This is a genomic window from Candidatus Thiodiazotropha endoloripes (genome assembly GCF_001708965.1).
In the GTDB taxonomy this organism is placed as follows: domain Bacteria; phylum Pseudomonadota; class Gammaproteobacteria; order Chromatiales; family Chromatiaceae; genus Thiodiazotropha; species Thiodiazotropha endoloripes.
The window spans coordinates 853904-875497 of record NZ_LVJW01000006.1 but is presented as its reverse complement, the minus strand read 5'-3'; the positions used below and the strand labels follow the sequence as shown (position 1 = coordinate 875497).

Annotated in this window: 20 protein-coding genes; 11 read left to right on the top strand and 9 right to left on the bottom strand. The window is 55.6% G+C overall.

All coding sequences use genetic code 11. The features are described from left to right. Positions 1 to 4 precede the first annotated feature (4 nt). Genes A3193_RS14585 through A3193_RS14575 form a run of 3 tightly spaced genes read right to left on the bottom strand, consistent with a single transcriptional unit; the run spans position 5 to position 2392 of the window. Positions 5 to 274, bottom strand: a complete 270-nt coding sequence (locus A3193_RS14585) for a phosphopantetheine-binding protein (RefSeq protein WP_069003530.1) — start codon at positions 272 to 274, stop codon at positions 5 to 7. Further along, on the bottom strand, positions 274 to 1464 hold the full coding sequence (locus A3193_RS14580) for an ABC transporter permease (protein ID WP_069015157.1): 1191 nt from the start codon (positions 1462 to 1464) through the stop codon (positions 274 to 276). The genes A3193_RS14585 and A3193_RS14580 overlap by 1 nt, the downstream gene beginning before the upstream one ends. Before the next feature lie 4 nt (positions 1465 to 1468). After that, a complete protein-coding gene (locus A3193_RS14575) occupies positions 1469 to 2392 on the bottom strand; it encodes an ABC transporter ATP-binding protein (protein ID WP_069003532.1) in 924 nt (307 codons plus the stop codon). A gap of 235 nt (positions 2393 to 2627) precedes the next feature. Between A3193_RS14575 and glnE the strand changes: the two genes are divergently transcribed. The 5 genes from glnE to A3193_RS14550 all read left to right on the top strand — a co-directional run bounded on the left by glnE (position 2628) and on the right by A3193_RS14550 (position 9133). Further along, on the top strand, positions 2628 to 5510 hold the full coding sequence (glnE, locus tag A3193_RS14570; protein WP_069003533.1) for a bifunctional [glutamate--ammonia ligase]-adenylyl-L-tyrosine phosphorylase/[glutamate--ammonia-ligase] adenylyltransferase: 2883 nt from the start codon (positions 2628 to 2630) through the stop codon (positions 5508 to 5510). Beyond that, a complete protein-coding gene (locus A3193_RS14565; RefSeq protein ID WP_069003534.1) occupies positions 5494 to 6417 on the top strand; it encodes a branched-chain amino acid transaminase in 924 nt (307 codons plus the stop codon). The genes glnE and A3193_RS14565 overlap by 17 nt, the downstream gene beginning before the upstream one ends. A gap of 25 nt (positions 6418 to 6442) precedes the next feature. Continuing rightward, positions 6443 to 6631, top strand: a complete 189-nt coding sequence (locus A3193_RS14560; RefSeq protein ID WP_069003535.1) for a zinc-finger domain-containing protein — start codon at positions 6443 to 6445, stop codon at positions 6629 to 6631. A gap of 366 nt (positions 6632 to 6997) precedes the next feature. After that, on the top strand, positions 6998 to 7423 hold the full coding sequence (locus A3193_RS14555; RefSeq protein WP_069015499.1) for a response regulator: 426 nt from the start codon (positions 6998 to 7000) through the stop codon (positions 7421 to 7423). A gap of 3 nt (positions 7424 to 7426) precedes the next feature. Further along, positions 7427 to 9133: an EAL domain-containing protein gene (locus A3193_RS14550; protein ID WP_069015155.1), complete on the top strand. Its 1707-nt coding sequence runs from the start codon at positions 7427 to 7429 to the stop codon at positions 9131 to 9133. A gap of 26 nt (positions 9134 to 9159) precedes the next feature. On the opposite strand, the gene A3193_RS14545 is transcribed toward A3193_RS14550, so the two are convergent. Further along, a complete protein-coding gene (locus tag A3193_RS14545) occupies positions 9160 to 11364 on the bottom strand; it encodes a TonB-dependent receptor plug domain-containing protein (protein ID WP_069015154.1) in 2205 nt (734 codons plus the stop codon). Further along, positions 11361 to 13538, bottom strand: coding sequence for a TonB-dependent receptor plug domain-containing protein (locus A3193_RS14540; protein ID WP_069015153.1), 2178 nt, complete (start codon positions 13536 to 13538; stop codon positions 11361 to 11363). The genes A3193_RS14545 and A3193_RS14540 overlap by 4 nt, the downstream gene beginning before the upstream one ends. Before the next feature lie 175 nt (positions 13539 to 13713). Here A3193_RS14540 and A3193_RS20820 point away from each other — a divergent pair, with 175 nt between their 5' ends. The 3 genes from A3193_RS20820 to A3193_RS14525 are packed head-to-tail and all read left to right on the top strand — an operon-like array spanning position 13714 to position 17063. Continuing rightward, positions 13714 to 15318 (top strand): sensor histidine kinase, encoded by a 1605-nt coding sequence (locus A3193_RS20820; protein ID WP_069015152.1) that lies wholly within the window; start codon positions 13714 to 13716, stop codon positions 15316 to 15318. Positions 15319 to 15349: 31 nt separating this feature from the next. Beyond that, the gene (locus A3193_RS14530) at positions 15350 to 16147 is read left to right on the top strand and encodes a PhnD/SsuA/transferrin family substrate-binding protein (RefSeq protein WP_069003540.1); all 798 of its coding nucleotides are present in this window, start codon (positions 15350 to 15352) and stop codon (positions 16145 to 16147) included. Further along, on the top strand, positions 16137 to 17063 hold the full coding sequence (locus A3193_RS14525; protein WP_069003541.1) for an ABC transporter substrate-binding protein: 927 nt from the start codon (positions 16137 to 16139) through the stop codon (positions 17061 to 17063). Before A3193_RS14530 ends, A3193_RS14525 begins: the two co-directional genes overlap by 11 nt. A 51-nt stretch (positions 17064 to 17114) precedes the next feature. Here A3193_RS14525 and A3193_RS14520 read toward each other — a convergent pair whose 3' ends face one another. Then, positions 17115 to 17357: a hypothetical protein gene (locus A3193_RS14520; RefSeq protein WP_069015151.1), complete on the bottom strand. Its 243-nt coding sequence runs from the start codon at positions 17355 to 17357 to the stop codon at positions 17115 to 17117. Between the two features lie 210 nt (positions 17358 to 17567). Between A3193_RS14520 and A3193_RS14515 the strand changes: the two genes are divergently transcribed. The 3 genes from A3193_RS14515 (at position 17568) to A3193_RS14505 (ending at position 19394) form a co-directional block, all read left to right on the top strand. Continuing rightward, entirely contained in the window at positions 17568 to 18146 is a 579-nt protein-coding gene (locus A3193_RS14515; protein ID WP_069003543.1) for a tetratricopeptide repeat protein, read from the top strand. A gap of 83 nt (positions 18147 to 18229) precedes the next feature. Continuing rightward, on the top strand, positions 18230 to 19048 hold the full coding sequence (locus A3193_RS14510; protein WP_069003544.1) for an SDR family oxidoreductase: 819 nt from the start codon (positions 18230 to 18232) through the stop codon (positions 19046 to 19048). Positions 19049 to 19169: 121 nt separating this feature from the next. Further along, the gene (locus A3193_RS14505; protein ID WP_069015150.1) at positions 19170 to 19394 is read left to right on the top strand and encodes an RND transporter; all 225 of its coding nucleotides are present in this window, start codon (positions 19170 to 19172) and stop codon (positions 19392 to 19394) included. 28 nt (positions 19395 to 19422) lie between these two features. Here the strand turns inward: A3193_RS14505 and A3193_RS14500 are convergent, their stop codons facing one another. The 3 genes from A3193_RS14500 to trmB are packed head-to-tail and all read right to left on the bottom strand — an operon-like array spanning position 19423 to position 21511. Next, a complete protein-coding gene (locus tag A3193_RS14500) occupies positions 19423 to 20226 on the bottom strand; it encodes an ABC transporter permease (protein ID WP_069003546.1) in 804 nt (267 codons plus the stop codon). After that, positions 20223 to 20819: an ABC transporter ATP-binding protein gene (locus tag A3193_RS14495; RefSeq protein WP_069015149.1), complete on the bottom strand. Its 597-nt coding sequence runs from the start codon at positions 20817 to 20819 to the stop codon at positions 20223 to 20225. Before A3193_RS14495 ends, A3193_RS14500 begins: the two co-directional genes overlap by 4 nt. Then, the gene (trmB, locus tag A3193_RS14490) at positions 20819 to 21511 is read right to left on the bottom strand and encodes a tRNA (guanosine(46)-N7)-methyltransferase TrmB (RefSeq protein ID WP_069015148.1); all 693 of its coding nucleotides are present in this window, start codon (positions 21509 to 21511) and stop codon (positions 20819 to 20821) included. The genes A3193_RS14495 and trmB overlap by 1 nt, the downstream gene beginning before the upstream one ends. Between the last annotated feature and the right edge of the window lie 83 nt (positions 21512 to 21594).

The following is a 21594-nucleotide window of genomic DNA, read 5'->3' as shown; positions in this document are numbered from 1 at the left end:
CTCCTTACTCTGGACGCAAATGGTCCGCCAGGTTGTTGATGGTGGCTAGAATCTCTCTTGATTCGGCGTCATTCTGGATGTGTACGCCGTAACGGTTTTTGATTGTGACTATGACTTGAAGCATATCGATTGAATCGAGTCCAAAGCGAGCCTCCGGCCCGGCCAGATATTCGTCATCCTTGATATCCTGAGGATCGAAATCATCTAACCGGCATTCGTCAACGATCATCTTTTTGAGTTCCAATTTGAACTGTGTATCCGTTGAACCTTTCATTATTTGATTTCCGTCAGGCCTTTATATGAATGGAGTGAAAGTAAAAACAAACAGCCGGAGAATGCCAGCAACTTGAGAATCTCGGGCCCGGCCATGGCCCATCCACCTTGTCTCAACAGGATGGAGAAGAAGCCTTCCAGCGCCCAGTTCATGGGTGACAGGGCGGCGATCTGCTGCATCAGTTCAGGCATTACAAAAGTCGGCACCATGATACCACCAATGGCGGCCAGAATAAGGTTACTGATTCCGCCCAGGGTGGTGGCTTGCTCAGTGGTCTTGGCCTGGGTGGCGATCAGCAGGGCGAAACTGATCGCCGACAGGCTGGTGGCGACGATCAGCGGCAGCAGCAACCAACTCTGCCCGTTGAGTTGCAGTCCCTCACCGGTCAGCAGCGGCACCAGATGGATGCCGATCAGCAGCATCAGTGCCGCCTGAATCAGGTTGATCCCCAGATAGGGTATCAGCTTGCCGATCAGCAGGTAGCTGCGGGGTACCGGCAGGGTCTGCAGGCGATGCAGGGTGCCTTGCTGCCGTTCCGTCAACAGGGTTGTCGAGATCGGCAGCACCACAAAAAACATGGCAAATATCAGCCACGCGGGAACACTCTGCTGAACTGAATTGGGCTGGGATTCCTTCTCGGTGCCATAGGTCTCTGTGACCACCAGGGATCTACCCAGCAGATGGTCGACCCGCTGCTGGCGTTCTGATTCACTGAGGTCGTCATGTTTGAACAGCTGATTGACCTGATAGGCGCCGAGGGCCTGCCGCACCGCACCCAGGATCGATCGACGCATTGAACCGGGGAGAGTGGCGGCATAGAGGACCCGCAGCTTTTCGCTGTGCTCGGTCACTGGGGATTGGATGATCTTCTCGAAACGGGCGGGTAGCATGACGCCGCCGATGATCTCTCCCTGTTGCAGGGCACGGGTCAACTCGGCCGGGCTTTCGAAGTTTTCAACCCGAACCCCTTCAAGTTGTTGGAAGTGTTGGCTCAGCTCACCGTTGAGGCGGTTGTCGGCTGCCATCCACAGGCCCACTGCGGGGCGGTCCTTGGATTCGCCACTCATCCGGTCCTGCAGTGCCAGGGACATGATCAGAATGAATACGATCGGCAGCAGGAACAGCACCAGCAGGGCATGGATATCACGGGATACCAGTAACAGCTCTTTTTTGATCACCGCAAACAGCATGCTTTCAATCTCTCAAGTGGGTTTGGGTCAGCTCGAAAAACAGCTTTTCCAGGGTATGTTTTCCGTAGGAAAGGTTGATCACAGACAGGTTGAGTGAAGCCAGGATTTGCAGCAGTTCGCTGATCTCTGTCTGATCTTTTGGATGACCGCTGATCGTCAGTTCAGAGAGATTGAAGCCCTTTGCCTGCAGGGCATTGCCCAGCTGGGTGTATCGGTTATGGTCGCTTATCGGCCCCAGCTCAACGATCAGTTGAGGGTCCCGCTTGAGGATCTGGTGTAACGGGCCGTGCACCAGGATCCTGCCATGATCCATGATCGCCACCTGGTCGCAGAGCTGTTCGATCTCTTCCATGTAGTGGCTGGTATAGACGATGGTGCTGCCTGCCTTGTTCAGTTCCCGGATCGATTGCAGAATGAAATGGCGGGACTGAGGATCGATCCCCACGGTGGGTTCATCGAGAAAGATCAGCTGCGGTTTGTTGAGCAGGCCGATCGCCAGGTTGAGGCGCCGTTTCAAACCACCGGAGAAGTGTTTCGCCAGCTTTTCCCTCCGCTCTGTCAATCCGGTCAGCTCCAGGGTCTGCTCGATCAGCCCGGCCCGGTCGTGAGACTGTTTCGGATAGAGACTGGCGAAGAACTGCAGATTCTCAAGCACACTCAACTGAGGATAGAAGGCATATTCCTGGGGTATGTGAGCCAGCTTCTGCAGGATCGATGTTCGTTGCGCAGGGTAGCTCTCCCCATCGATCTCGATCTCGCCGGCGGTAGGTTGCAGTTGTCCGGTCATCAATGAGATCAGGGTGGTTTTGCCTGCGCCGTTGGGACCCAGCAAGCCAAATAGAGCACCCTTGGCAATCGCCAGGTTCACCCCCTCGAAGAGCGGGGGGTGGTGTGGGTAGTGATAGTCTATTTGCTGCAGTTTGATCATGCCTGATCTGGTCTCTGGCGCCAATTTGTGAAGTGAGCAACCCTATGTGATTTGCTACGGCTTGGCAATTATCGTTATCCCCAACGATACCTGCCTGGCGGTTTGTGTTACGGCTGACGCAAGAACAGGTTGGTAGAATTCCCCTGCCGGTGTAATCTGAGCAGCACATTCTTAGATGCCGGGGTAGGCTCTATTCAGGCCCTGATAAAAATAAGTTAGATTAATGAGAAGAGGCGTGGAGCTAGATCAAGAGCACGAAAAACAGTGGCATCAGTGGTGTGAAAAGCTGGCGGATGCCGAACTGAGTCCTCCGCAAGACAGGGCCTTTATCACTCAGTTGAAGGCGGTCTGGGAGGGTAGTGATTTTGTCGTCCAGGTCGCCAACCGTTTTCCGGAACTGTTGCCGGAACTACATCAGCAGGGGCTGCTGGGGGGGCGATATGAGGCCGGTGAGATGGCTTCCCGTCTGGCTGATCGCCTCACCGGAATCAGTGATGAACAAGCGCTGGGTAAACAGCTTCGCCAATTCCGCCGTCTGCAGATGGTGCGCATCATCTGGCGTGACCTGACCGGACTGGCCGATCTCGCTGAAACCCTGGAGGATCTCTCCGCCCTGGCGGATGCCTCGATTGAACTGGCCCTGCAGCAACTCTACGACTGGTGTTGCAACGAGATGGGTGTGCCGAGAAACGAACAGGGGGAGGCTCAGCCCCTGGTGGTGTTGGGTATGGGTAAGCTGGGTGCCCGGGAACTCAACCTCTCCTCCGATATCGATCTGATCTTCGCCTATCCCCAGTCAGGCCAGACCGATGGTGCACGACGTCTGACCAATGAACAGTTTTTCATCCGTCTCTGCCAGAAGCTTGTTCAGGCACTGGACAACCATACCGCCGACGGCTTCGTATTCCGGGTGGATACTCGTTTGCGGCCGTTTGGTACGGTTGGACCGCTGGCGATGAGCTTTTCCGCCATGGAGAGCTACTACGGTTCCCAGGCCCGTGAATGGGAGCGCTACGCCATGATCAAGGCGAGGGTCGTGGCCGGTGATACGGATGCCGGCGATGAGCTGATGGGGATGCTCAGACCCTTCGTCTATCGCCGCTATCTGGACTTTAGCGCGATCGAGTCCTTGCGCGAGATGAAACAGCTGATCAGCAGTGAGCTGCACAAGAAAGGCATGGCGGCCAACATCAAGCTTGGACCTGGTGGAATCCGTGAGATCGAGTTCATTGGACAGGCCTTTCAATTGATCCGGGGCGGACGGGACAAGGACCTGCAGACCCGCCCCATACTCCCGGTACTGAAGCTGCTAAAGGAGCGAGCGCTGCTGCCGGAGTATACGGTGCGGGAATTGACCGAGGCCTACAAGTTTCTGCGCCTGGTGGAAAACCGAATTCAGGCCTGGCAGGACAAGCAGACCCATCTGCTGCCGTCGGATGAGCTGCTGAGACTGCGTCTGGCTCGCTCCATGGGATTTGACGACTGGCCGGGTTTCTCAGAGGTGCTGGAACAGCATCGCAAACGGGTGCAGGGCCATTTCGATATGGTTTTCGCCGCCCCGCAGGCAGAAGCGGATCAACAGAGCCAGCCATTTGTCGCGCTGTGGAATGATCTACTGGATGATGAGCAGGCTGAATCGGTACTTCACCAGTACGGATTCAGGGCACCGGATCAGGCACTGCACCTGTTGAACCATCTCCGCAACAGCCATGCCTGCCGTCAGTTGAGCAGCAAAGGCCGGGAGCGTCTCGATCAGTTGATGCCCCTGCTGCTGCAGGCGGTCGGTCAGTCGGAGAGTGCTGACGCCGCCCTGCCCAGGGTGCTCAATCTGTTGGAGGCGGTGGCCCGCCGAACCGCCTATATCGCCCTGTTGATTGAGAATCCCATGGTCCTCTCCCAGCTGGTCAAGCTGGCCGGTATCAGTCCCTGGGTGGCGAGCATGCTGACCCGTCATCCGATCCTGATGGATGAGTTGCTCGATCCGCGCCGGCTCTATTCACCCCTCAAGCGGGAAGCGCTCACAGAGGAGCTGGGCGATCAGTTGTCCCGTATCGATGCGGATGACCTGGAGAGCCAGATGGAGCGGTTACGCCAGTTTGCCCAGAGTAATCGCTTAAGAGTGGCGGCGGCGGATATCGCCGATCAGATTCCATTGATGGTGGTCAGTGACTACCTCACCTGGATCGCTGAAAGCATCATCGATCAGGTGATTCAGCTGAGTTACCAGGAGATGGTGCGGCGACATGGCCATCCGCCGGGAATCGAGCCGGGAGAGAGCGGCTTTGCGGTGGTCGGTTACGGCAAGCTGGGCGGTATCGAATTGGGCTTCGGCTCTGACCTGGATATGGTGTTCCTGCATGGCTGCGCCGATCGGAATGCCTATACCAATGGCAGGAAACCGGTCTCAGTGGACGTTTTCTATGCCCGCATGGCGCAACGAATTATCCATATCATGACCACCCGAACCCCATCGGGGATACTCTATGAAGTGGATATGCGTCTGCGGCCGAATGGCAATTCGGGCATGATGGTGGCCTCCCTGGAGACCTTTGAGACCTACCAGAAGAACAGCGCCTGGACCTGGGAGCATCAGGCCCTGGTGCGGGCCAGGGTTGTGGCCGGGGATGCCAGACTGGCCGAACGCTTCGATGAGATAAGGCGTGGCATCATCGGTGCCGAGCGGGATGGAGAGAAGCTGCGTGGTGAAGTTGTCGAGATGCGGGAGAAGATGCGCTCCGCCCTGGATAAAAGCAGCCAGGAGCTGTTTGACCTGAAGCAGGGCCGGGGCGGTATCGTCGATATAGAATTTATGGTTCAATACACGGTCCTTCGGTGGGCGCATCACCACCCAGAACTCTTGGTCTGGACGGATAACATTCGCCTGCTGGAGACGCTTTCCACACTGGGATTGCTCGATAATCATGCCGCGGATCGCATGATGGGGATCTACAAGGTGCTGCGGGCGGTCTACCATCGCAGTGCGCTTCAGGATCAGCCGGCGCTGGTGGAGAGTGAGAAGCTTGCCGAAGAGCGGGCACTGGTGCAGGATCTCTGGTCCTGTCTGATGCACAATGATGAGTTGAACGAGAGAAGTTTTCATGATGTCGACAATGGCTGACCGTGACGGTGTCATCTGGCTGGATGGCAAAATGGTTCCCTGGCGTGAGGCGAAAACCCATGTACTGACCCACACCCTGCACTACGGGATGGGGGTGTTTGAAGGGGTGCGCGCCTACCATGCGGAAAAGGGCACTGCGATTTTCCGTCTGCAGGAGCATACCGACCGACTGTTCCGTTCAGGTCATATCCTGAATATGACGATTCCCTTTGATCGGGAGACAATCAATGAGGCTCAGCGTGCGGTGGTGCGGGAGAACAATCTCGACTCGGCCTATATCCGGCCGATGTGCTTTTATGGCTCTGAGGGCATGGGACTGCGGGCGGACAATCTGAAAGTCCACTGCATGGTTGCCGCCTGGGAGTGGGGCGCTTATCTGGGTGCAGAAAACATGGAGAAGGGTATCCGCATCCGGGTCTCCTCGTTTACCCGCCACCATGTGAATATCACCATGTGCCGGGCAAAGGCCAATGGTAACTACATGAATTCCATGATGGCCCTGCAGGAAGCGCTGCATGACGGCTATGACGAGGCCTTGCTGCTCGACGCAGAAGGCTATGTCATGGAGGGATCGGGAGAGAACATCTTCATCGTCCGTGATGGGGTGATCTATACCCCGGATCTGACTTCGGCGCTGGACGGGATAACCCGCAAGACGGTGATCGAGCTGGCCGAAGAGCTGAATTACAAAGTGGTTGAAAAGCGCATTACCCGGGATGAGGTCTATATCGCTGACGAGGCCTTTTTCACCGGTACCGCAGCGGAAGTGACGCCGATCCGTGAGGTCGACAACCGGGCCATCGGTGCCGGTGGCCGGGGACCGATTACCGGGGAGCTGCAAAAGCGCTATTTCGACCTGGTACATGGTCGGTTGGCATCCCATCCGGAATGGCTCGACTATGTCTGATTAACAGCTCCGAGGAGAATCGTATATGACTCAGGCAGAAACACAATCCACCCAGCAGGAGATACACAAGGTCACCCGTAAGGACCTGCCCCTCTGCTGTCCTCGACCCGGCGAAACCCTGGCGGCACTCCACCCGCGGGTCTATCTGCCGATTGAAAAGACCGGCAGTGCCACCTGTCCCTATTGCGGCAGCCGGTATCAATTGACCGAATAATTGAGCCTGTTAATCCGGCAACCCAGGTCCAGTTGCCGGGTTGATCATGTCTGACAATCCACTGCCTCACGCAGGTTCGTTTCAACATCGGCAGGCCGATCTCCAGCTGCCTCCTCCGCGTTCAGCCGGATAGGGCTGTTCTGGCTTACCCATTCCCGTTCCATCCATCCAGCAGACCACCAATCTACAGATTTCCGGGTAATTGGACGATATAGACAGAGATGATTGATCAACGTCAGCTTCATAGGATGTGTATATGTCTTAGATCAATGTCGACAGCCGAACAAAATGGCACCATCTCCGGTCAGGGAGGACCGATACTCTGTCGGTCCAGGTGGGTTGTGAATGACCGACTGGATTACGGTTATGAACGAAAATCATATTTTGCTGGTTGAAGACAATCCCGATGATGAGCTGCTGGCTTTACGTGCGTTTAAAAAGTCAAAGATCAGTCATCGGGTCGAAGTGGCTCGTGATGGCAGTGAAGCTGTGAATTACCTTTTCAGGATGGATGAGAGCCAATCCCTGCCAAAAGTTGTACTACTGGATCTGAAGTTGCCGAAAATGAGTGGTTTGGATGTATTGAAAGCGATACGTGAATACCCGCGCACCCAGCTGTTGCCTGTGGTGGTGCTCACCTCTTCCGACGAACAACGGGATATGGTAGAGAGTTACCGGTTAGGCGCGAACAGCTTCATCAGAAAGCCGGTGGATTTCACCCAGTTTACCGATCTGATTCGTCAGTTGGTGGCCTATTGGATGACAATGAATATGACACCGGGGAATTGCTGACGGATGGACAAGCCGCCACTACGTCTGTTGTTGGCAGAGGACTCAGAAGATGATGCTCTGTTACTGCTGCACCATCTGAAGAAAGATCAGTGGACGATCGAGCATCATGTTCGTGTGGACAGCCCGGAAACCCTGGCCAGAGCATTGACTGATCCGTCCTGGGATCTGGTCATTACCGATCATAATATGCCCTCCTTCGACTCGGAAGAGGTGCTGAAGATGGTGAACGACGCGAATGGCGACATTCCGGTGATCATCGTCTCGGGAAGTATTGGAGAAGAGCTGGCGGTATCGATGATGAAGTGCGGTGCGGCCGACTACATCATGAAGAGCAATCTGACCCGCCTGGGCGCCGCCATCGAACGGGAGCTGCAAGAGGCCAAATCCCGTGAGGCCAGGCGTCTGGCGGAAGACCGATTGCTGCACATGGCCTTTCACGACTCTCTGACCAACCTCAAAAACAGACATGAACTGGAGCAGGCACTGCAAAAGGCCCTGGAAGAGGCGCGTGATGCGAATCAGTCCCACGCCTTCATGTATCTGGACCTGGATCAGTTCAAGGTGGTGAATGATACCTGTGGGCACATGGCCGGTGATGAACTGTTGCGTCAAATCTCTGCGGTATTGAAGAAACGGGTGCGGGAGAGCGATCTGCTGGCCAGGCTTGGAGGAGATGAGTTTGGTGTGCTGCTGCTCAACTGCCCCTTGGATCGGGCGGAGCAGTTGGCCAATATTCTGCGTGAAGCTGTGGAAGCCTTTCGGTTTATCTGGGAGGGGAGACCGTTCAATACCAGTGTGAGCATCGGCCTGGTCGACATTACACCGGTTACCAAGAGTGGTATCGAAGTTCTAAGCAGTGCGGATATGGCCTGTTTTGCGGCAAAGAGCCGTGGCCGTAACCGGGTACATATCTACACCGCGGAAGATGATGAGCTGGCCCTGCGGCGGGATGAGATGCAGTGGGTCAGTCGAATCAACAGTGCGCTGAGCGAGAATCGTTTTCTGCTCTACCAGCAGCCGATTGTCCCTTTGGTAGAGGTGGATGGGCCGAGCCATACCGAGGTGCTGCTGCGTATGCAGGGTTCGGATGGAGAGATTATTTCACCTGGTGCTTTCATACCAGCCGCAGAACGATACGATCTGATGCAGCGGTTGGACCGCTGGGTGGTCAACTCCATCTTCACCTATCTGGGAGAGCACAGGCAGGATCGGGATCAGGGGCAGTTGTTCTTTATCAACCTGTCAGGGACTTCGTTGAGTGATCCCGGCTTTTTCGAATTCATTCAGGAGCGGATGAACAGCCTCAAGGTGCAGCCCCAGACGATCTGTTTCGAGGTGACTGAGACCGCCGCCATCAACAATCTTGAGATCACAGAGTGCTTTATCCAGGAGATCCGCGAGATGGGGTGTTTCTTTGCGCTGGATGACTTTGGCGCCGGCCTCAGCTCCTTCTCCTATCTGAAATCCCTGTCGGTGGATTTTCTCAAGGTGGATGGATCATTCGTCAAGCAGGTGGAAGAGGATGAGATGAGTCGGGCGATTGTCGATGCGATCAACACCATCGGTCATGTGGCCGGCCTGAAGACCATTGCCGAATTCGTCGAACGGCAGCAGACCCGGGAGATGCTGCAGTCGATGGGGGTCGACTTCGCTCAGGGCTACGGGATCCAGAGACCGCAACCGCTTATCGATTCGCATAGCGCCTGTTAACACGAATCCAATAGGCACAACAGGCCCTAGTAGTAGTTAACCTCAAGCGCCAGCCAATAGGCCCGGCTGTCCAATGGGTACTCGTTGATGATGGTTGAGCTGGCGGGTTCAGCGATCTCGTCGTCCAGCAGATTCCGGATGCCGAATGCCAGATCCACATAGTCGATCAACTGTTTTTTACGCAGTGTCAGGTTGAGCAGATGATAGGCGTTGATATCGTCCCGATTGTCCCCTTCAGCCCGCTTCTGTTCTCCAATCCAGAACCACTGGCCGTCGAGTGACCAGTTCGGCAGAAACTGCCAATTGGCCCGGGCGTAGTATTGAAAGCCATGGGAGTTGGCCAGACGCTTGCCGCTATCGCTATCTTCACTGTGTTGCCAGGCGCCGTTGCTCTGCAGCCTGAGTTGCGTGTTCACCTGCCAGTCGATCTCGAATTCGATGCCATGTCCCCGCTGGTCCCTGGCGTTCTGATTGGTGTTGCTGGCGCCACCCTCATCGGGTAGCGCCTCGATCAGGTCCTGTATCTCATAAACAAACAGGTTGCTGGCCATTCTCAGGTCCGCAGTGGGGCGCCAGTCCAAGGCAAACTCCAGGGTGTCGATGGTCTCCGGATCCAGCTCGGTATTACCCAGTTGAACCGGGTTGTTCTGTGCATAGAGTTCCGAGAATGAGGGTGGGCGGAATGCCCGGCCATAGAGTAGCTTGGTGGTCAGGTCGTAGCGTGTCTGCCAGACCAGCGCCAGCCTGGGGTTGAATGTGTCGCCAAAGTCCGAGTAGCGGTCGTAGCGGGCACCGAGGGTAAGATCCCAATCCTTGGCCAGAGCCCATTCGTCCTGCAGCGAGATGAACCAGAGATCCCGTTTCTTGTTCGGGCTGTAGTTATAGGGGGTGCCGGTGACGCTGGTCAGAGTGCCATCCACCTCCTGTGGACTTCCATCGAGTACCCCCGGGCCGAAGTTCTGCCTTGCCCCGGCTTTGTACTCCAGGCTGTCATAGCCTGCTGAGAGGCGAATAAGATGGTGCGCCAAGCCATCATAGATGCCAATGATACTGTTACGGTAGATGCGGTTGGTGGCGGCCGGGTGGCCGATGTAGCCGTCACTGAAATGGGTGACCCCCACCGGGTTGTTGAAGTCCAGGTTACCGTCAGCACCGATGGGTAGGCTAGCGCCTGGCGGAAAGAGGTTGAACCTGCTCACATAATCGGCGTAGTTGTAGTTGAAGCGAAGTTCCAGATTCCAGTCCGGATGAAGATCCTGGTTCTGGTAGAGCAGATCGAGATTGTAGAGATCCTTGTCGTGTGAGCCTTCAGCATCCAGTACCGGGGCGGCGCCGACACCCACTCCGGCATCCCGTTGCCTGATACCCCAGAGGCGGGCGGTCCACTCAGCCTTGCGTAGGCCAAAATGGAAATTCAGCAGACGGTTGTCCAGATTCATGGCGCCGGGGGCCTGGGAGGCCTGGGTACCGAAACTCTCATCCAGAGTGGTTTGCAGATCCTGTTTTATGGTTCGCTGGTCATCGGTTCCCTGTTTCAGCGCCTCGATGCTGGCAACCAGATCCCAGCCCTGATGATTGCCACCATACTGCAGCCAGCCATTGCGGGTATCGAATGATCCCTGGCGATAACCGACACGCACGCCACCGATCTCCTGACCATCCTTGGTAATGATATTGATCGTACCGGCAAAGGCATCGGCGCCATGAATCGCGGAACCTGGTCCCCTGACCACCTCGATCCTGGAGATCATCTCCACCGGCATCTCAAAGCGGTGGCCGAGATTGCCGTTCCACAGATCCTTGACCGGTGTGCCATTGAACAATACCAACACTTGCGGATTCAGTGCGGTGGTGATCCCGCGAATGTTGATGTTGGTAATCAGTGGGCCGAAGTTGCTTGAGGGGGCGACATGGAGTCCGGCTACCGTCTCCAATACTTCGTACAGGCTCCTTGCCCCCATCTCCCGGATCGCCTGCTTGCTGACGACGCTCGTCACCGATGGTGCAAGAAACACAGGTTTGGCACTGCCGGTGGCCGTTACCAGCTCGGCATCGGTCCGGTAGTAGTCCTCTTCACCCGGTCCGCTGAACAGGCTTTCAGCCTCACTCATCTGTTGATCGGTGATCACCGGGGGGGTGGCCATGGCAGCAACAGAAAACAGCAGAGGGATGAGCGCGAAGAAGGAGACTGTTTTACGTCGATGAGTTAACGGAATAGCGGAGTGCGTCATAGATTGATTTGCAATTCTGCCCAGATCTCGCGTCCATTCATCGGATAGTCGTCGGGGATCACTGAGGTGCTCGGTTCCCTAACATCCTCATCGAACAGGTTGCGTACCGCCATGGCCAGGTCCAGGTGTTCGAAAAGGGCCTGCCGGTGCAGTGTCAGATTGGTGATTGAGTAGTCGTCAATCTGATTGCGGTTATCACCACTGGCCCGTTCCCGCTCTCCTATCCAGAACCATTGGGCATTGACCGACCAGTCCGGCATAAAGGTCCAATTACCTGCGAAATAGGCCTGCAGGCCGGGAGCGTTCGGTACCGGATCACCGGTCTGTTTGTCTTCAGAGTCCTGCCAGGCCATATTCGAAGTCAGCCTCAGGCTGTCAGTGAACTGCCAGTCTCCCTCGAGCTCAAGCCCGTGGCCTTTCTGATCCCGGGCGTTTTGCGAGGTGGTGGTTGCTTCACCCTCATCCGGTTCGAATGCGATCAGACCTTCAATATCGTAGACGAACAGATTGGCGGCGATCCGCAGATCGGCTGTTGGTCGATAGTCGAATACCAGTTCCAGGGTGTCCAGGGTTGCCGGATCCAGGTCCGGATTGCCTAAGCCGATCGGGTTGTTCTGTGCATGCATGTTGGCGAAGCTGGGTGCCCGGAATGCCCGTCCATAAAGCAACTTTGTGGTCATGTCGTAGCGGGTTTGCCAGACCAGTGCGGCTCTGGGGTTGAATGTCCCGCCAAAATCGGAATAGCGGTCATAGCGGGCGCCAAGGGTCAATTCCCAGTTTTTTGCAAAGCTCCACTCATCCTGGGCGGAGAGATACCAGAGGCGACGCTCCACATCCGGCATGAATATTCTGGGATCATCGGTGAGATCGGTCAGCGTCCCATCGACCACTGTCTGAGTGCCGTCGAGTACCCCTGGTCCCCAGTTTTGATAGGCTTTGAACACCACATCTGTCACTCGATAGCCCAAAGCCAGTCGAAGATGATGTTGGGGGAAGCCATCATACAAGGCTGTGGTCTCAGCGCTGTATTGATTTTGGGTGCGTGTAGGAAAACCGATATAGCCATCGGTAAACAGGGTGAGCCCGGCGGGATTGGTAAAATTGAGGTTACCGTCACTGCCGATCGGTAACAAGGCGCCGGGCGGGAATAGTTGCAGGTTGGTGGCCGTCTTGAGATAGAGATAGCTGAGACTGAAGTCGAACTGCCAATTGTTTAGCCATTCATCGTTGCTGTGTGAGACACCTGCCTGAAAAACATCGTTTTGCAATTCATTTCCATCAGCCAATGCATTCGCAAGTCCAGCATAGGATCCACCATCTCTCTCCTGCCATCCCCAAAGATAGATCTGCCAATCGGGGCGGTTGAAACTTAAGTAGGCGTTAATCAGATCATGCTTCGTATCCATTGCTTTGGGTGTGATAGAGGCGTTGGTAGCAAAGCTTTGGTCCAGCAATGATTGAAAATCCTCTTCGATGATGCGTTCGTCGTCACCCTCCGATTTCATCGTGTCCAGGGTCATGGCGATGTCCCAGCCCTGATAAGTTCCTCCATGCAGGGCCCAGGCGTCCTTACGGGAAAAGGAGCCGCCACGGTAACCGCCCTGTGAACCGGCAATCTCCTGTCCATCCTTGGTGATCACATTGACGCTGCCGGCAAAGGCGTCAGCACCATGAACTGCTGATCCCGGTCCTCTGATCACCTCAATCCGGGAGATCATGCTAACCGGTATCTGCAGGTGATTTGGACGCCCTCCCTGCAGCATATCCTGCACCGACTGCCCATTGATCAACAGCAGAACATGAGGATTGTCATTGGTATGAACGCCACGGATCGACCACTGTTTCTGATAGTTGGGTGATGGTGACATGTAGACATGCAAACCAGGCGCGGTCTCCAGAACTTCATCCAGCGTGGTGGCGCCCATCGCCTTGATCTCTTCCTTGGTGATCACACTGGCGACGGAAGGTGCCAGGAATACCGGCTTGGCACTGCCGGTGGCGCTCACCAGAACGGCATCGGTTCTGTAGTAGTCCTCTTCAACCGGTCCGCTGAACAGACGTTCCGCCTCCTCCATCTGCTGGTCCGTGATGAGCGAAGTCTCGTTTGCCTGGGTGGCAAGCGGGTAGCTTAAGATGAGTATTGGGATGAGGCTCTTGCAGGAAGTGCGTGGCATTTTGTTCCTATCATTACTCTGCATCATTTCCCCTCAGGGGATAGTGATTCGAGGTTGATATCAACGGTCAAATCTATAATGAAAGATCTAAACCTAGGAGGGTGATTGAGAAAAATCAAGAGAAAACGCATTCTTAGCTGACATGAAGCAATGTGCTATCTAAACTTGGGCCTCTATGGGACTTAAAAGTATTCGACATCATGCTGGCAAACTGCCTTCGATCCGGGTCTATCTGGTGTCGATGAATCTGGCATTGCTGCTGCTTTTTATGGCGATCAGTCTGCTCTTCTGGCAGCAGATTAACAACTTCTACCAAACTGAACAGGCAGAGGATATCGCCTCGATTCATGATGCCATGCAGGCCCGTAGCGCTTCACTGGTCCGCAGTATGGCCCTCAGCGCCAACCAGGCCATCACCGGCTACGATTTCAGCTTCCTGATCAGCCTGATGCAACAGGTCACAGAGGGTGATCAGGATATTCAGTACTGCAAGGTACTCAGCAATCTGGGACAAGTGGTCGCTCACAATCGGGTGGATCAGGTCGGCAGCCTGCCGGACACCCCAGTCGACAAGCAGGCATTGGCCTTGTTGGAAGAGGAGTTCATCGGCGATCAGGTAACGGATTTTTCGATTCAGATCATCGACACGCCGAGCGCTGTGGCGACTCAGAGCCAGATGATGCAGGTCGTGACGCCGGTATTCAATGGTCAGGAGTTATGGGGCATTCTGTATTGCGGTATCTCATTGGCGGCTATGCAGGAGAGCATCAATGAGCGGACCGCCGAATGGGATGAGGAGATCACCCGGATCTGGGTTTTCTACATCAGTGTTGCGGCCATCTTCATCCTGTTCGGTTTTATGATTTCACTGTTTATCACAAGGCGTCTGCTGAAGGCGGTCGACCAGCTCGACGCCGGTGTCAAGGAGGTCTCTGCCGGTGATCTCAACTATCGCCTGAGTATGCAGGGGCTGATGTGTGCAGAGTTTGGGACCTTTGCCACCTCCTTCAACCGCATGGCCAGCAATCTTGAAAGCTCACATCGGGCGCTGGATGACTACAACCGTTCACTGGAGTACAAGGTTGAGGAGAGGACCATCGAACTGGCTCGAAGCAACAAAGAGCTTGAAGCGTTCAACTACTCGGTATCCCACGATCTGCGTGCCCCATTGCGCAGTATTGAAGGATTCAGCCAGGTGCTTACTGAAGAGTACCAGCAGAGCCTCGATGAGACCGGACTCGATTACCTGCATCGGGTCAGAGCCGCAGCATCCCGTATGGGGGTGTTGATCGACGATATGCTGAGGCTCTCAAGACTCGGGCGACAGGAGATGCGGGTCGGTGAGGTCGATTTGAGTGAACTGGCCAATGCCACCCTCAGCAAGCTGGTAGAGAGTGAGCCAGAGCGTCAGGTGAGTTTTCAGGTTGAGCCCGGCCTGATGGTCCAGGGTGACCGCCAATTGCTGGCTATCGCTCTGGATAATCTGATCGGTAATGCCTGGAAGTACACCAGTCGTTGTGAAAAAGCTGAAATTGTTTTCGGTAAAGCTGTAAAGGAGGGCAAATCCTGCTACTTTGTACAGGATAATGGCGCCGGATTCGATATGCGTTACGCCGATAAACTGTTCGGTGCCTTTCAGCGGTTACATAAAAGCAGTGACTTTGAAGGTACCGGTATCGGTCTGGCGACTGTGGCCAGAATCATACATCGGCATGGTGGTACCGTGTGGGCTGAATCCGAGGTGGATTGTGGCGCAACTTTTTACTTCCAACTGCCTTAGGGTTGATTACGGCTCTCAGGGAGCAGACTGATTGCATAACCTGAAACGATTAAACCTGGGATTCTGGCTGTTATGGCTATACCTGCTGATCGTGCCTGGCCAAGCGGCCGGGGATGATGGGTTACGTTTCTATTATTTCAATCCCGACTCGCCACAAAACAATCTTGGCCGTCTGAAGAGCGATATGGAGTCGCTGCTGGCAGGCTTTGATCTGGCCGTCGAGTTCCAGCCGTTTGCGCACTTGACCGATTTTGACGCCCGTGTACGGAGCGATCGACCGGCGTTTGTGTTTGCGCCTTACTGGTATCTGAAACGCAATGCGGATGAGATTCGCTTTATCCCCCTGTTGCAATCTGTTCACCAGCAGCAAAACAGCTATCGAAAACTGTTGGTTGCCAGACTTGGCAAGGATGAGAGTATCAACAGGCCCGAGCGTCCGACCCTGGCGATGACCAGTCTTGGTCCGGGTTCTAAGCAGTTACTGGCAAGCATGCTGAACTCCGGCAGCTTTGTGGCGTTCGAGAAGCTGAGTATTGTTGAAGTGCCTAAAGACGCCGATGCGATTTTTGCGGCGGCATTGGGACAGGTTGATGTCGCCCTGGTATCTCAGGCCAATATGAAGCTGTTTCGAAAAATTAATCCCAGACTGATCGATTCTCTAGAAGTCATCAGTGAATCGACTCCGATTGATATGCCTGTATTGGGTTACATAGAGGGTGTCATCACAAAGGAACAGGCAGCCAAACTCAAAGAATTCATGTTTTCCTCTCAAAACAGTACTGTCATGCGAACACTTCAGATTGAAGGGTGGAGCAGTCATGAAAGATAGATATCTACTGATTTTTATCTTGTTGCTGTTCACCCAGCCAGCCTGGTCTACCCAACAGACGATTGCCGTGCTGCTCTCGGATTCGGAGGCTGTCTACCAGCAACCTCTGGGTGAGTTCAGGGCAAAAGTGAAACAACCGATCGAGGTCTTCAATCTCCAGGGTGATATCCAGCAGGCACCACAAGTGTTGGGCCGTGTGATGTCGTCAAAACCTTCACTGATCGTGGCGTTTGGCGCCAAGGCGGCCTACTTTGCCAAAGCCGCAACCCAGAACAGCCAACAAGTGCCGGTAATCTTTGCCATGGTCTTGAACTGGCAGCGCTATCGCCTGCTGGAGGGACAGGAGAATCTGGCCGGCATAAACGCTGAGGTTTCACCGGGTACCCAGTTACTCTCCATGAATCTGCTGTTCCCGGATATCGGACGGTTAGGGGTGATCTACAGCAAGTCTCACAGTGCGATGAGTGTCCGGGAGGCGAAGAGTGCGGCAGAACTGGTCGGTATCGAGATCAGTGCCAGGCCGATTGAACGGGCGAAAGAGCTGAAGCAGGCCTATCGCAGGCTGGCCGGTGAGGTCGATGCAATCTGGTTGCCGACAGATCCGGTGCTCTATACCCTGGAGAACATCCACTGGCTGAAGCGGCAGTGTGTCAAGGACCGACTGATCTGCATCGGTCAGTCGGACAACGTGGTCAAGCTTGGACTGCTGTTGGCCGTCAATCCCGACATCCCGAGTATTGGCGGACAGGCGGCTGCCCTGGCGACACAGATACTCTCTCTGGGAGTCAAGCCAACACAGATCGGTGTGCAGGATCCTTTGGGCACCCGTTTGACCCTGAATGCCAAAACAGCCAGTAAGATCGGCGTCAAACTGGCGGAAGATGTCCTGATTCTGGCCGACGAAGTGATTGAGTGATCCTTCTCTTGCTAACCAGGCATCCTCAGACTCCGGGTGGATAGCAGCAGATCAGCGGCGAAAGTCGGAGACTGGATGGACACTGACTTCACCATCCTGCTCCAGAGTACCGATCTGGTCACCTGTTGGATTGGTCACCACAATGGTGATCTCCTGAAACAGGGGGCGACGGATGAATTTTACGGACCAGCCAAAACTCTCGATTTTCTGCAGCGTGTTCTGTTGCCACTGATTGAGCAGTTCCGCGAAGTTGTCTGGAACCGATGGTATGCCTGTACGTTTTTCCCTGGCCATGCGATCTATTCCCTCAGTCTGTGATATTTCAAACTTCCTATTGACACTCCAATATCAATGGGTGGATTTTAATTATTTTGGATTTGATGTACAAAACTAATGGGCATCCCGGTTGACAGGGAGCTGACTCTGGGGGCAGTCTTGGGCCCTGAACGCTTTACAGAGCGTCAGGATCACAATCGATAAATCAAAACTAAGATATTGACAGATATGCCAAAATTCAGTGCACTTACATGGCTGGTTATCATCGTTGCGCAGATCACCTATGGCCTGATGGTCTACGCAATCACCCGCAGCTACTATGAACAGAGACCGGTGGTTGCTGCGACACCCGCACCTTCCACTCCGGTTGCTCCCCATCCGTTACCCAATCCCAGCCCGACAGGGTTGACCCCTGGAATGGGCTATACCCCGACGATCGAGGATCTCAAAGAGGAGGATCCAGAGCTGATCGCGAGGTTGGCGGATAGCTATTTTGCGCAGAAAAACTACCCTCAGGCGATCGAGCTCTACGAACGCGCATTGACCATCGATCCCAAGGATGTTGAATCCTATAACGATCTTGGCCTGGCGCTCTTTTATACCGGCCAGAACGAACAGGCGGTCGATATCCTGTTGGCAGGGATTCAGCAGGATGGAGAGTTTCAACGCATCCGCCTCTCGTTGGGTTTCATCCTGGCCCAGATCGGTGATAAAGCGGGAGCCGCAGCCGCCTTCAACAAAGCGATCGAACTGGGTGCTGACAACAGTGTCGGTATCGAGGCGAAACGCATGCTGGGTGAGCTTTAGGTTTTTCCTCGATCTACAGCGCTGGGATCGGTATCAAAGGAAATATCATAAAACTGGACAGATAACGGATCCTGGAGGTGGCTATGGCGCAGCAGATCGACTTCTCCGGACAGTCGGTATTGGTGGTTGGCGGAACCAGTGGTATCAATCTGGGCATCGCTGAAGCATTCGCTGAGAACGGGGCGAGGGTTGCGGTTGTCGGCCGTTCCAGGGAGCGGTTGGAGAGTGCCCTGTCACGCCTTTCAGCAGCTGGTGGGGAGGCCATTGGCCGCTGTGCCGATGTACGGGATCTGTCGGCTGTGGAGCAGACCGTCGGTGGAATCAGCGATCACTTCGGCGGTATCGATGTGCTGGTCTCCGGAGCAGCCGGTAACTTTCCAGCCAGTGCGTTGGATATGTCCCCGGCAGGCTTCTCCGCTGTGGTCGATATCGATCTGTTGGGCACCTATCATGTTCTGCGCACGGCCTATGCCTACCTGACAAAACCCGGTGCTTCGGTGATCAATATTTCAGCCCCTCAGGCCTACATACCCATGCCGTTGCAGCTGCACGTCTGCGCCGCCAAGGCGGGGGTGGATATGGTGACCCGGGTGCTGGCCATGGAGTGGGGTGAGTCCGGGGTGAGAGTCAATTCGATCGTGCCCGGTCCGATTGCCGAAACCGAAGGGATGAAACGCCTGGCCCCCACCACGGAAGCCAGACAGATGATCACCGACTCCGTGCCTCTGAAGCGGCTGGGCAGAGCCGGGGATGTGGCCAATCTGGCACTGTTTCTCGCCTCACCGATGGCCAGCTATATCACCGGTGCGGTAATGCCGGTGGATGGGGGCTGGTCGCTGGGTGGTCTGAGCGCCATGGCGGCGGAGATGCAGCGGCACTTCAAACCAGGCCGTCGGGACTGAAAGTCGCATTGAAATCGGTGATAATGGCGCAGCAGACTGTCAGGGTCCGAACCCTTATCGGCTAAAAATGGGAGCGGCTGCCTTAGCGGCAATGGTGTTGAAGTAGAGGAAACAAAACGAGATGTTCAATTGGCTTGACCGCATTCCCATGCATATGATCGTACTGCCTGCGCTACTGCTCGGGCTGGCGCCGTTCGTACCTGAGCCCCATTTGTGGGAGAAGCTGAAGATGCTGATGGCCGGTACGCTGCATCGTCCGATCGATATCTTCGACCTGCTGCTGCATGGTATTCCGGTGATTCTATTGATCATCAAGGTGATACGAGGGGAGCGAGAGCCTGAATAGGATCTCGAGGGGGCTGTCGCTCGGCGAGTCAGGCGCGTTTTTTGCCCAACCGGTCGAGTCGTAGACGCTCCCGGTCATCGAACAGCCGCTTGGCGCCGATCCATACTGCTGCGGTGGCACCGAATCCGGTACCCGCGGCGATCAACAGCATGATCAGTATCTGGTACTTTGAAGCTTCCATCGGCGGTGTGCCGGCGAGTATCTGGCCGGTCATCATCCCGGGCAGACTGACGATGCCGGCCGCAGCCATCGCATTGATGATTGGAATCAGACCGCTGCGCAGGGCATTGCGGCGAATCTCCCGGATGGCTTGATCCCAGGAGTGCCCGAGGATCAGGCGGGCCTCGATCTCCTGGCGTCTCTGCCAGGCGTTCTGGGTCAGGTTGTCCAGAGCGATGGCAATCCCCGACATGGTGTTGCCCAGCATCATGCCGAGCAACGGAATCAGATACTGCACCGAATACCAGGGCTCTGCCTGGATAATCACAGTCAAGGCGAGGATGGTGACACTGAAGGATGAGATGAACATCGAGAGGGTGCCCACGCCAAATCCCCAGATGCCGCTGAAACGGCGCTGCTGCCTCGCCATCACCTCATAACCGGCAACGAACAGCATGAACATCGCCAAGGCGCTGATCAACAGCGGGTGGGATTGAACAAACAGAAACTTCAATACCAGACCGAGCAGGCTGAGCTGGATGACGGTACGTAGGGCGGCAATCAGCAGCTTGCCCTCGATTCCCAGGGAGAGCCGTAGGGAAATCAGTGCCAGTGCAACCACCAGGGTTGCGGCGATGGCAAGATCGAGGGGGGTCAGCAGGATCAGGTTCAAGGGGCCTTCCTCAGTCGCCCCGACTCGATCAACCAGCTGTGGTCACTGACCCGTTTTCGCTGTTGCGGGTCATGGGTGACCCAGAGAACGGCTACCTGGTGCTGATTTCGCCAGTCGGCGATCAGTCTCTCCACTTTGGCGGTGTTGGCCTGGTCCAGATTGGCGGTGGCTTCATCCAGCAGCAGAACCTGGGGTTGGTTGCACAGCAGTCGGATCAGCGAGAGTCGCTGGCGCTCACCGCTGGAGAGGCGGCTGACCTCCCAGTTGATCGCTTCACTGGGTAGTTCCAGGCGCTCGAACAGTTCCGCCTGTGGCTGTTTGAAATGGTCGCCGACCCGCTCCAGCCACCAGCCGCTCTCAGCCAGCAGCAGACCCACTTTGCTGCGCCACTGTGGGGCGCTGAAGGTCGATCTCTCCTGATTGTTGAGAGAGACTTCTCCCTGGGACGGATCAAGGTCGGCCAGTGCCCGTAACAGACGGGTTTTACCCGATCCTGAAGGACCGCTGAGGGTCTGGCATTCACCCGCCTGCAGATGCAGGTCGATCGGTTCCAGCAACGGCGCGCGGAACTGTTTCAGGGTCAGGCTGCCCATTACGCGAGCCGCTCGAACAGCAGATCCCAGACCCCATGGCCAAGGCGCTCGCCACGCTGTTCGAATTTGGTCAGTGGCCGGGTTTCCGGGCGGGGAGAGAAATTTCCCTTACCGGCCTGGTTGTCAAATCCCTGATGGGCTGACAATACGCTCATCATCTGCAAGGCATAGTCTTCCCAGTCGGTCGCCATATGCAGAATGCCGCCGGGGATCAGTGCCCGGTGGACCAGTTCGGCGAACTCATCCTGCACAATGCGCCGTTTGTTGTGTTTACGTTTATGCCAGGGGTCAGGGAAGTAGAGCAGCACCCGCTGCAGGGAGCCGGGCTGCAGGTGATGGCGCAGCAGCTCCATGGCGTCGTGCTTGAGGATGCGGACGTTGCTGAGTTGATGCTGATCCAACTGAATCATCAGATGACCAACGCCCGGGCCATGCACCTCAACCCCGAGAAAGTTATGCTCTGGTTGTTTCTGTGCCAGTTGGCGCAGACTCTCACCGTTACCAAAACCGATCTCCAGGGTGACCGGTTGTGTCTGCTCGAATCGTTCGGAGAGATCGAGTTGGCCATCCGCGAGTTCCACGCCGTAGCGGGGCCAGAGGGCCTCATAAGCCCTCTGCTGGCCTTCGGTCATGCGACCCTGGCGTAGCACATAGCTGCGTATCGGACGCGACTTTTGGTCAGATTGGGGCATAAGGGGGGCTGGCCGCTATTCTGCAGGCGATCGGGTGCGACTGTGCCACACCTGAGTTCGCCGGTTTTTGATGAGGCAGCATA